General features: G+C 63.5%; 12 protein-coding genes. 8 read left to right on the top strand and 4 right to left on the bottom strand.

The features are described 5' to 3' along the window. Positions 1-128 precede the first annotated feature (128 nt). Positions 129-539, top strand: a complete 411-nt coding sequence (locus tag VB739_RS15300) for a tyrosine-type recombinase/integrase (protein ID WP_323357890.1) — start codon at positions 129-131, stop codon at positions 537-539. Positions 540-954: 415 nt separating this feature from the next. On the opposite strand, the gene VB739_RS15295 is transcribed toward VB739_RS15300, so the two are convergent. Then, a complete protein-coding gene (locus VB739_RS15295; protein WP_323357889.1) occupies positions 955-1,716 on the bottom strand; it encodes a DUF5672 family protein in 762 nt (253 codons plus the stop codon). A 426-nt stretch (positions 1,717-2,142) separates the two neighbouring features. Here VB739_RS15295 and VB739_RS15290 point away from each other — a divergent pair, with 426 nt between their 5' ends. From VB739_RS15290 to VB739_RS15260, 7 genes are all read left to right on the top strand, one after another. Further along, entirely contained in the window at positions 2,143-2,445 is a 303-nt protein-coding gene (locus tag VB739_RS15290) for a type II toxin-antitoxin system RelE/ParE family toxin (protein WP_323357888.1), read from the top strand. After that, positions 2,445-2,753, top strand: a complete 309-nt coding sequence (locus tag VB739_RS15285; protein WP_323357887.1) for an addiction module antidote protein — start codon at positions 2,445-2,447, stop codon at positions 2,751-2,753. The genes VB739_RS15290 and VB739_RS15285 overlap by 1 nt, the downstream gene beginning before the upstream one ends. A 220-nt stretch (positions 2,754-2,973) precedes the next feature. Next, positions 2,974-3,366, top strand: coding sequence for a VOC family protein (locus VB739_RS15280; RefSeq protein WP_323357891.1), 393 nt, complete (start codon positions 2,974-2,976; stop codon positions 3,364-3,366). Between the two features lie 111 nt (positions 3,367-3,477). Continuing rightward, entirely contained in the window at positions 3,478-3,975 is a 498-nt protein-coding gene (locus tag VB739_RS15275) for a gamma-glutamylcyclotransferase family protein (protein WP_323357886.1), read from the top strand. 418 nt (positions 3,976-4,393) lie between these two features. Further along, positions 4,394-4,831: a cyclic nucleotide-binding domain-containing protein gene (locus VB739_RS15270; RefSeq protein ID WP_323357885.1), complete on the top strand. Its 438-nt coding sequence runs from the start codon at positions 4,394-4,396 to the stop codon at positions 4,829-4,831. Between the two features lie 267 nt (positions 4,832-5,098). Further along, positions 5,099-5,587, top strand: a complete 489-nt coding sequence (locus VB739_RS15265; RefSeq protein ID WP_323357884.1) for a GNAT family N-acetyltransferase — start codon at positions 5,099-5,101, stop codon at positions 5,585-5,587. Then, positions 5,584-5,952, top strand: coding sequence for a hypothetical protein (locus tag VB739_RS15260; RefSeq protein WP_323357882.1), 369 nt, complete (start codon positions 5,584-5,586; stop codon positions 5,950-5,952). Before VB739_RS15265 ends, VB739_RS15260 begins: the two co-directional genes overlap by 4 nt. A gap of 16 nt (positions 5,953-5,968) precedes the next feature. On the opposite strand, the gene VB739_RS15255 is transcribed toward VB739_RS15260, so the two are convergent. The 3 genes from VB739_RS15255 to queG all read right to left on the bottom strand — a co-directional run. Continuing rightward, a complete protein-coding gene (locus VB739_RS15255) occupies positions 5,969-8,437 on the bottom strand; it encodes a DNA topoisomerase (ATP-hydrolyzing) (protein ID WP_323357881.1) in 2,469 nt (822 codons plus the stop codon). Between the two features lie 62 nt (positions 8,438-8,499). After that, the gene (locus VB739_RS15250; protein WP_323357880.1) at positions 8,500-9,405 is read right to left on the bottom strand and encodes a tetratricopeptide repeat protein; all 906 of its coding nucleotides are present in this window, start codon (positions 9,403-9,405) and stop codon (positions 8,500-8,502) included. 24 nt (positions 9,406-9,429) lie between these two features. Further along, positions 9,430-10,269 (bottom strand): tRNA epoxyqueuosine(34) reductase QueG (queG, locus tag VB739_RS15245; RefSeq protein WP_323357879.1); only part of this gene is annotated, 840 nt, incomplete at its 5' end.

Raw genomic sequence — 10,269 nt, 5'->3', positions numbered from 1 at the left:
AAGACCGCACAGCGCACTGGGAGGCAAAACTCCCCATGAGGTCTACACTGAGACCAAACCCTGTTCCTCCCGCCCGGAGTTAACGATGTCAGGGACCGAATCTGTCCAATAAAAGCCATCCACCTCAGGTGCGCCAGCTGCATCAGGCTGATCTGGCGGCGGGCTGGGGCCGGGTGGTGATGCCCTACGCCCTGGCGAGGAAATACCCGAAGGCGGATCGGGAGTGGGCCTGGCAGTGGGTGTTTCCCCAACAAAACCGCTGGCGAGACCGGGCCTCAGGAACCCAGGGCCGCCACCACCTCGATCCGAGCGTGGTGCAGAAGGCCGTGAAGCGGGCTGTGGCCGAGGCGGGACTCACGAAGGCGGCCAGTTGCCATACCTTCCGGCACTCCTTTGCGACCCACCTGCTGGAACGGGGCCAGGACATCCGAACGATCCAGGAACTCCTGGGACATCAGGACGTGAACACCACCATGATCTACACCCATGTGCCGAACCGTGGGCCGCTTGGTGTATGCAGTCCAGCAGACATGATGTAGCCATGGCTACATGTGTTTATCGGACCCGTGAACCACGGCCAAAGACTTGGCCTTCTAACTAAGATCGCTGTGTAGGAGAGGATTCTCGTCCCATGGCTGATTGGCAACAGCTGTGGTTCACGGAAAGGGAGCAGAGGAAGGCCCGTGGTTCACGGTACCGTCCAATAAAGAGTTCGAAGGATTGAGGAGAGAGAGCCCGTGATTGAGATCGTTATGCTGGGGCTCCTGACACTTGAAATTTACTACAAACATCGTCGACCAACGTCAGATGCAATCAGTTTCTACCGCTGGTAAATCATGCTGACCCTAGTTGTCGCGTAGGGGACATAGCAAGAGGTTCCATGATGCCCGTGACCTCTGTGAGATGGCAGTTGAGAATCTTCCTGTTTGGCAGTTGCAGCGACAACACGTCACGTTATTGTGCGGGTTCATATCCGCGGCAGTCAACACCCATGGATTGCATCAATTCAAGCATTTGAGTGGGTTCATATTTCATCCAGGCGTGCAAGCCAAGCGGTGGATAGCCGCCATTATAAAGCTTGCATGCGTACGTGCCGGTTTCCCAGCCAAACCTTACGCAGACATTTGGAGGAGCCACTCGGAAATCAGGCAACAGTGATGGTACAAGTTGAGTGAAAAAAATATCCCATCCTGTATTGTAGAGGCGATAAGCTCCTCGAAGTAAGCCACCAGGATAGGCTGCGATAAGTCCCCTTCTTACCTTCAGGCGATCGCGCTCAACGAGCCCGTAGGATAAATCTCCTAAAACGTGTCGCCATGAGTGCCAACGAAGCCAAGATGAAGTCACCCGTCGCATCGCCTCAAGGTTGGTGAGAGATAGCCCACCGTTTGCACCTTGGCAAAGGGCAACCCCGGCTAGAGCATCTGCGTCCTGTCGCGTCCATGGGGATCCAATGAAGTCGTATGGTTCTTCTGTCCATTGATCAAGTTCATCCTTCAGAAGGACGGCGTCAGGCTCATGAAGCAGCATGTGGCTATAGCCATCGAGAAGATGATGGTTATAGATCAATGGTGATATCAGCATGCGGTTGTAGGCTCTTATGCTTTGCATCCACTCAGGTGAGACTTTAAGATCGCAGGCATTTGGTAACAACTGTTTATAGGCTTGCGTCTCGATCGTCCCCGGTGAAACAATAATGACGGGGCGCTGGGACATCAACCTGCCAAGGTGACGTAGGCCAATCCGTTCGTTTGGAGTAGGGTGAGATCGATGTACGGGAACAACTGTAATGGTCCTATTCACCAAGTTGTGCAGACTTGCTGAATTGGGGATCATTTTCGCTCTTCACTCCTGATGCGGATACACAATTATATCTCTGTCATGGCAAAAACGCAATGCCATTGTGCGGTACGTGTCACCAATAGACATTGTAGTTCATGTGGTGGTTTTCGTTTATTGCCTGTGGGTAAGCGACACTTCGAACATGCCCCTCGAGTGGACAGGCCACCGCTAGATCCTTGCTGGCGCGGCCACAGGCTCCTTGCCTGCCACTCAGGGGCAGCGTTCGAAGGATGTGGCGTTTTTGCTGGGAACCAGCAAGGCAGCGTTGCGCGGCCGTAGCCAGAGGGCTACAGTCGGTGGGTGGTTGAAGTCCGCCAGACAGAGCGGTTCGTCCGATGGCTTGCGGGTCTGCGTGATCTGAGAGCCCGGGCGATGGTTCTGGCCAGGATCGAGCGTCTCATCGGCGGCAATCCTGGCGACGTCAAGCCCGTTGGGGCCGGTGTGTCGGAGTTGCGGATCAACTACGGCCCTGGATACAGGGTCTACTACCTGCAGAGAGGAACCGATTTGATCATCCTTTTAGCCGGCGGAGACAAGAGCTCACAAGCCAAGGACATTGATGAGGCCCTTCTTTTGGCAGGCAACCTGACGGAGGAGATCTGATGAAAGCCACGACCACCCCCTACGACGTTGCCGAGCATCTCCGAACACAAGATGAGATGGCGGCCTACCTGGAAGCCTGCATCGAGGAGGCGGATGGAGATGCTGCGTTCATTGCCAAGGCCCTGGGCGACATTGCAAGGGCCCAGGGGATGACCCAGGTGGCCAGAGACTCAGGACTTTCGAGGGAGAGTCTTTACAAGGCCTTGTCTGGAGAGCGCAGTCCCAGCTTTGACACAATCCTGAGGGTGGTCGCGGCCCTGGGCCTGAAGTTGAGCGCGAGTGTGAGAAGTGAAGCGGAGGTGACTTGAGCTTTGTAGATGAGGCATAGGTCCGCAAACGCTGCATGTTGAGATGCGACACCTTCGAACAAGCCCCTGGAGTGGACAGGCCACCACAAGTTGACTTCTGATACCAGATACTCTTTGCCTGCCACTCAGGGGCAGCGTTAGGCGTATCTCCAAGCCGAGGTTCTTACCTCCAACTGCCATTTCGGGGTAATCTGAGATCCACCTTACTTTGATTTTGACAATGAAGCTCGGATACACCATTCTGTACGTCGCCGATGTCGCTTCATCCCTGCGTTTCTACGAGCGTGCATTTGGGTTTAAGCAACGCTTCCTCCATGAATCGGGAACATATGGAGAACTTGAGACTGGAGAAACAACGCTTTTATTTGCTGCACACGAACTTGGCATTGTTAATTTCCCAGGTGGCCATATTCGTGCAAATGAATCAACAGCACCCCTGGGGATGGAAATCGGTTTGGTGACTCTTGACGTCGCTTCTGCTCATGCTCATGCATTGAAGGAAGGCGCCACTGAATTGAGCGCGCCAGTCACAAAACCATGGGGGCAGATCGTCTCGTATGTTCAAGCGCCGGATGGTTGTCTGATTGAACTGTGTACGCCAGTCGGCGAGTAAAAGCAACGCTTAACATCAAGATCCAGCGGCCGGGGCCTAGATTGCCTAGTGAATGCATTGGCTTCTACCCGCTTCTGATCTGGATCGTTATCCTCCACACAAGCAACTGCCGTGGTTCTCCTCAACTTCGCCTACGGCTCTAACATGCTCTCCGCACGGTTGCGCCAGCGCGTTCCTGGGGCTCAGCTGATTGGCACTGCTACGTTGCGTGGCCACGCGCTCCGGTGGCACAAAGTCGCGAAGGATGGATCAGGCAAGTGCGACATCGTCCTTGCAGAGCCAGGGTCAGCCGTCCATGGCGTTCTCTACGAGATTCCGGCCCATGAGAAGCAGCATCTTGACCGTGCAGAAGGACTTGGTATCGGTTACGCAGAGAAGGAAATCCTGGTCGAGTGCAGGACGGCAATCATCATGGCAACGGCCTATGTCGCGACCAAGGTCGATGAAAGAATCTCGCCATTCACCTGGTACAGGGCTCTGGTGGTCGCCGGCGCTGTTGAGCACGGTCTGCCGATCGCGTACGTCGATGGGCTGCGCGCCATCGACGCCAAGCTGGATGTCGACGCGCAGAGACACGCGCAACACATGGCACTCGCAGCCCATCGCTGACCCAGGCGTTGTCCAGAGCGTCCCTAGCCTTGCAATGCACCTGACTCGCCTCTGTAGGAGTATGCACCCAGTGAATAGCCTTGGCTTACATGCCTGCGTGCAGGTGATTGCTGCCGGTTAGCATGACCACATGCCAACGGTGCAATGAGCACATATTCACCAAGACTTTCTTTGGCTGGAATCCACGTGGAGGCGACCACGACGGATGCTCTGGAGAGTTACCATTACCCCCTCGCAGAGGTTGCCACATGTAGAGCGTTGAGCAACTGTTTGCATCTGCTTGGGTCATTCGTAGCGACTGCCGAAAGCGACAAATCGATGTGAATCTGTTTTAACTTGCGAGGGTTGGTGGGGACGCTAGATTTGCTGTGATTGTCCTCGGTCTGAACCGCTATCAGACCCTCCTTCTCCAAGTGCCATGTCCAGCGCGGCCTCGCATGACAAGATTCAGCGGCTCAGGCGAGCCAGTATCTTCGCCTCCACTCCCGACAACGGGCTGGCCGCTGTGGCTGAGGCAGTGGAAGAAGTGCAGCTTGCCCCCAACCAGCAGCTGTTCGCCAAGGGCGATCGCGGCACCTCGATGTACGTGATTGTTACAGGCCTGGTGCGGGTACACATCGGCGACCAGACCATCGTTGAACTTTCGGACGGTGAGATCGTGGGCGAGCTGGCCGCTCTCGACCCGCAACCCCGCTCAGCCTCGGTGAGCGCGGTCGATCCGACGACTCTCTATCAGATTGAGCAATCGACCTTACAGAGCCTGATGGCCGATCACCCCGAGATCGTGCAGGGGATCATCAAGGCGCTGGCCCACCGATTGCGTGTCACCACAGCTCCCTACGGATTCAGCCTCTGAATCTCCTACAGGCCATGTTTACTGTGTAGCGATGGCCTGGACTCATTGGCCGAGAATATATTTCGCCAGACCTTGGCGTATGGGAATGCAATCCAAGGGCCATCACCCTCGGGACCCACAGCCCTGGCGGTCGATCCGCTTCCTGAAGGAGACGCGCCTGCGCAAGGAGGCCCGCATCGCCCTGCGGTACCTGCCCGCTGATTGCCGGGGACTCTGAGGGATACGATCATCCCTGGACTGGATCTCCATCTGTTGGGGCGAGGTTGGGTGAACGAACCACCCCTGACGGTGCGCAGAGCGAAGGACACGGACCTGATGGTGCTGGCCCGCTTCGGCTTCGCCCTCGGTCAGCTGCATGTCGGCTTTGATGGGGAGCGCTTCGCCGTGCCGCCGGGGGGCGAGGGCGCCTATGCGGCGTTCTTCCAAGCGGAGCTCCAGCGTCCTGAGGTCGTGCTGCTGATCGCCGAGGCCGGCTCCCAACCCGTGGGTTATGCATTCGTGCGGATGGAGCCGATGAGCCTGGTGGAGCTGCGCCGTGCCGGAGCCTGGCTTCACGACCTCTACGTCGATCCCCAGGCCAGGAGCGGTGGGATCGGCCGCCGGCTCCTCGAGGCGGCCAAGGAGGCGGCGCTCGACCTGGGCTCCAGCAGCCTGATGCTCAGCGCGTCGACGCACAATGCCGCCGCCCGGCAACTGTTCGAGCGCGCCGGCCTGCGCCCCACCATGGTCGAGATGCGGATCGAACTGGGGGCGTGAAACGGGAGCTCCCCCTCGAGGACGACGCCGAGATCGAATGGCTGGTCCACGATTTCGAAGCCCTTTCCCTTCTCCGTGCCAACTGGACGCACCGCGCCCATCTCGCTGTCGGCGTTCACTACGTTCGCCACCGCGGCCTGGATGGCGCCCTGCAGCAGATGCGGGAGCGGATCCAGGCGTACAACCTGGCCTGCGGCGACCCTGACGGTTATAGCGAGACGCTCACAACCACCTACCTCCAAAGCATTGCGGCCGACATCAGCAGCGACGGCCTCGCTGTGACCATGGCCGAACAGGTCGCTCGGCTGGAGAAGCGATGGCCTTCTGGGCGAACTCTGCCGCCACGGCCAGCGAGCACGGGCTGATCGTCCGGCGGCCGGCCTAGGGCCCCCCGATCAAGGGGACCAGCTGCTGCACCGCATCGCCCGGCTTCAGCGCCAGCAACGTGCCCGAGCCGCCGCAGTCTTCCGGTGCCAGCTGGTCGGCCTTCAGCCGCAGGCTGCGGCCCTCGCCGCCCTCCAGGGTCACGCCGATCACGCCGGCCTCGCCCGACTGCAGGTCCACCAGAGCGTCGTCGCGCTCCAGGAAGCGCAGGCCGATCTGACCCATGGCGCCCCGCTGGCAGGGCCGCAGGCTCTCGAGCTGCAGCCGTTTCACCTGGCCGTGGCGGCTGGCCAGCAGCACATCGCCGCCTGCAGCGGCCCGCGCCGCCCCCACCACCCGTTCGCCGGGCAGCAGGCGCAGCAGCATCGGGCCCTGGGCGGTGCGGCCCAGCACCGGCAGGTTGGCGTCGTTGATCGCCAGCCGCAGCACCCGCCCGGTGCTGGTGGCCACCACCAGATCCTCCACCTCCAGGCAGGGCACCACCCGTTGCAGCGCCACCCCCTCCTTGAGCTTCAGCACGGTGGCGGGCCGGCCCGACAGCTCCAGGAAATCCTCGATCGGCAGCCGCTTGAAACGCCCATCGGTGCTCAGCAAACCCAGGCTGCCGCTGGCCGGCTGCGGCACCGGCAGCACCTGCACCACCTGCTCCCCGTGCAGGCTGTCCGGCAGGAAGCGCTCCAGCTTGCCGGGGTGCTGGCCGGCGAATTCCCAGCGCAGCAGCGCCACCTTGCCGCCGGCACTGAAGGCCAGCAGGGCCGGCTGCTCCGCCACCGGCAGGATCAGCCGCGCCGGCGGCGGTAGTTCCCCCAGCTCGGCTGCCTGGTCCAGATGCAGCCGGCCCAGCATCTGGGGCGTCACGATCCTCACCGCGCCGTCGGTCTGGATCAGCAGGCGGCCATCACCGGCCAGGGCCTCATAGGCCTGTTGCCGCTGCAGTTCGGTGTTGGGCCGCACCGCTGCGGCCCGCTGGGCCACCAGGGCGTCGCCGCCCTCCACCAGGCGGGTGCGGCGCGGCGTCGCGTAGCGCTTCCTCAGCCCCTTGAGCTCGCTCACCATCGTGTCGAGCAGGGTGTCGCGGTCGTCGCGCAGGTGCCGCAGCCGGGTGCGCTCCTGCTCCAGCTCCGCCGCCTCCTTGCGCAGCCCCTCCTGCTCCAGTCCCGTCAGTCGCCGCAGCGGCATGGCCAGCACCGCATCGGCCTGCCGCTCGCTCAGGTCCAGGTGCACCTGCAGGCTGGCCCGGGCCGTGGCGGCATCCCGTGCCTCGCTGATCATTGCGATCACCCGCTGGAGGTCATCGAGGGCTCTGATCAACCCCTGCACCACCTCCAGCCGGTCTTCACAGCGCTTGAGCGCATGGTTGGTGCGCCGCAGGATCGTCAGCTCCCGGTACTCCAGGAACCGCAGCAGCAGCTGGCGCAGGTTCAGCTGCTGGGGCTGGCCGTTCACCAGTGTCAGCAGGATGGCGCCGAAGTTGCTCTGCAGGGCCGTGCGGCGCTGCAGCTCCTCCAGCACCTTCTGCGGTTCGGCATCGCGCCGCAGTTCGATCACCACCCGCATCCCTTCGCGGTCGCTCTCGTCGCGGATGTCGGCGATGCCACCGATCTTGCCGTCGTTCACCTGCTCGGCCAGCTTCTCGATCCAGCCCGCCTTGCTCAGCTGGTACGGCAGTTCGGTCACCACCACGGCACCACGGCGGTGGCGCCCCTTGCCGGGCTGCACTTCCTCGATGTGGGCCACGCCCCGCATCGGGATGCTGCCCCGCCCCGTGGCGTAGGTGTCGCGCACGCCGCTGCCCAGCAGCACCTCGCCGCCGGTGGGGAAGTCCGGGCCCGGCACCATCGCCAGCAGCTTCTCCTCCGCCAGGTCGGGCTTGCGGATCAGGGCGATCAGGGCATCGACCACCTCGCCCAGGTTGTGGGGGGGAATGCTGGTGGCCATGCCCACGGCGATGCCGGTGCAGCCGTTGAGCAGCAGGAAGGGCAGCTGGGCCGGCAGCACCGTCGGCTCCTGCTGGGAGCCATCGAAGTTGGAGGCGAAATCGACCGTGTCGCTGCCGATCTCATCGAGCATCGCCTCATTGGCGATCGGCGCCAGCCGGGTTTCCGTGTACCGCATCGCGGCTGGCGGGTCGTCGTCCACCGAGCCGAAGTTGCCGTGGCCATCCAGCAGCGGGTGGCGGCTGGCGAAGGTCTGCACCAGTCGCACCAGGGCGTCGTAAACCGCCTGGTCACCGTGGGGGTGGTACTTGCCCAGCACGTCGCCCACGACCCGGGCGCACTTGCGGTACGGCCGGTCCGGGGTCAGCCCCAGCTCGTGCATCGCGAACAGGATGCGGCGCTGCACCGGCTTGAGCCCGTCGCGCACGTCCGGCAGGGCCCGTCCCACGATCACGCTCATCGCGTACTCGAGGTAGGAGCGCTGCATCTCCTGATGCAGGGCGATCGGTTGGACGCGCTCGTCCGGCATCCGGTCCTGGGGGTCTGCGGCTCAGGGCGCTCAGCCTACAGATGGTGCCCGTGGCGACCAGCTCAGGAGTCGTCGCTGCTGCCGCCGTTGCCGTCACCAGCGGTGGCATTGGCCTGGGCCCGCTCGACCGCGGCCTTCAGCTCAGGCAGGGCCAGCAGCTGGGCAGTCACCGCCCGCAGCCGCGGTCCCCACAGCTGCTCCTTCTGGAAGTTGTCCTTCACGTAGTTGGGCTCCTCCGCCAGGGCGGTTTCGGCCAGCTTCAGGGCCTGGGCCCGCTCCGCCGGTCCGCGCTCAAACAGGGCCGCCGCCAGGGCCAGGGAGGTTTCGGCGATGTCCGGCTTGATCTTCAACACCCGCTGCCAGCGGCCGATGGCGTCGGCGGTGCGGCCGCTCTCGAACAGCACCAGGCCCTGGTTGTTGATCGCTTCCCAGAAGTCCTTGCGCAGCCCGGAGGCCCGTTCGAACGAGCCCAGGGCCTCCTGGGTGTTGCCCAGCAGGATCTGGGCATTGCCCAGATCGAAATAGGCACCGGCGTTCTTGCTGTCCAGTTCCAGCCCCTTGCGCAGCAGGCCGATGGCGTCCTGGGGCTTGCCGTTGCGCAGGGCCAGGGAGCCCTCGGCGAACCAGATGCCGGCGTTGTTCGGATCCAGCTGCTTGGCCCGGGCCAGGGCCACCACCGCCTTCTCCATCTGGTTGCTGCGCAGCTCCGCCTCCGCCAGCAGCACCCAGCCGCGGGGGTCGTCCGGCAGCAGCCGCACGGTCAGCTCCGCCAGCCGGGCGGCATCTTCGGCCTGGCCGAGGCGCAGCAGCCGTGCTGCCGCCTGGGCGATGCCCAGCCCAGCCCCCTCCAGTTCCTTGTCCTGGGGCAGGTACACAAACGGCACCAGCGCCTTGGCCGGTGCGGGGAGCACCGTCAGTGGCAAGGCCAGGCAAAGGGAGGAAAACAGTCGCCAGAACCGCCGGCCCACGGAAGCACCCCGAATCGCCCCAGCCTAGGGAGCCGTCCCCCGTTGTCCCCCACCGCCCGCCAGCGCCGCCCGGATGTTGCGCCGCCACATCGCCGGCCGGATCCGCCGCAGGGCCGAGGCCCGCAGCCGCTCGTCCCAGTCGGCGTCGCTCCAGCCCAGGGCTTCCTCGCCGCGCAGATCCAGCAGCCACGGGCGCGGCTGCACGTCCGCTTCAGTGGCGATGGGCAGGGCCTGGTGGTTCCAGGGGCAGACCTCCTGGCAGATGTCGCAGCCGGCCACCCAGCCTTCCAGCCGCCCGGCGATCGGCGCCGGCAGGGTTTCGGCGCGGTTCTCGATCGTGTGATAGGCCAGGCAGCGGCGGGCATCCACCACGAAGGGCTCGTCGATGGCGCCGGTGGGGCAGGCGTCGATGCAGGCGGTGCAGGCGCCGCACAGGGGTTCGGCCGGGCGGTCGGGCGGCAGGTTGAGGCTGGTGAGCAGGTGGCCCAGCAGCATCCAGGAGCCCCGGCGGCGATCGATCAGGTTGCCGTTCTTGCCGATCCAGCCCAGGCCCGCCTCCTCCGCCCAGGCCTTGTCGAGCAGGGGGGCGCTGTCGACGCAGGCCCGCCAGCGGCTGCCCGGTGCGGCCTCCTCCAGCCAGCGCCCCAGCTGCCGCAGGCGCCCATCGATCACCCGGTGGTAGTCGCGTCCCCAGCCGTAGCGGGCCACCCGCAGGCTGCCCGGTGCCTGCTCCTGGGCCACGTGGTAGTTCCAGCCCACGGCGAGCACGCTGCGCACCCCCGGCAGCAGCGCCTCGATCCGCTGGCGGCGCGGGTCGTTCATCCAGCCCATCCCCGCCTGGTGGCCCGCCGCCAGCCAGCGCTC

Origin of the sequence: Cyanobium gracile UHCC 0281, assembly GCF_034931305.1 — a bacterium.
GTDB classification, from domain to species: Bacteria; Cyanobacteriota; Cyanobacteriia; order PCC-6307; family Cyanobiaceae; genus Cyanobium; species Cyanobium gracile_A.
This window is presented reverse-complemented; position numbering and strand designations above follow the sequence as displayed.

What these genes read in the sequence shown, in the direction of transcription:
- VB739_RS15295 (WP_323357889.1), bottom strand. Translation starts at nt 1,716, where the DNA reads ATGTCCCAGCGCCCCGTCATTATTGTTTCACCGGGGACGATCGAGACG.
- VB739_RS15285 (WP_323357887.1), top strand. Translation starts at nt 2,445, where the DNA reads ATGAAAGCCACGACCACCCCCTACGACGTTGCCGAGCATCTCCGAACA.
- VB739_RS15280 (WP_323357891.1), top strand. Translation starts at nt 2,974, where the DNA reads ATGAAGCTCGGATACACCATTCTGTACGTCGCCGATGTCGCTTCATCC.
- VB739_RS15270 (WP_323357885.1), top strand. Translation starts at nt 4,394, where the DNA reads ATGTCCAGCGCGGCCTCGCATGACAAGATTCAGCGGCTCAGGCGAGCC.
- VB739_RS15255 (WP_323357881.1), bottom strand. Translation starts at nt 8,437, where the DNA reads ATGCCGGACGAGCGCGTCCAACCGATCGCCCTGCATCAGGAGATGCAG.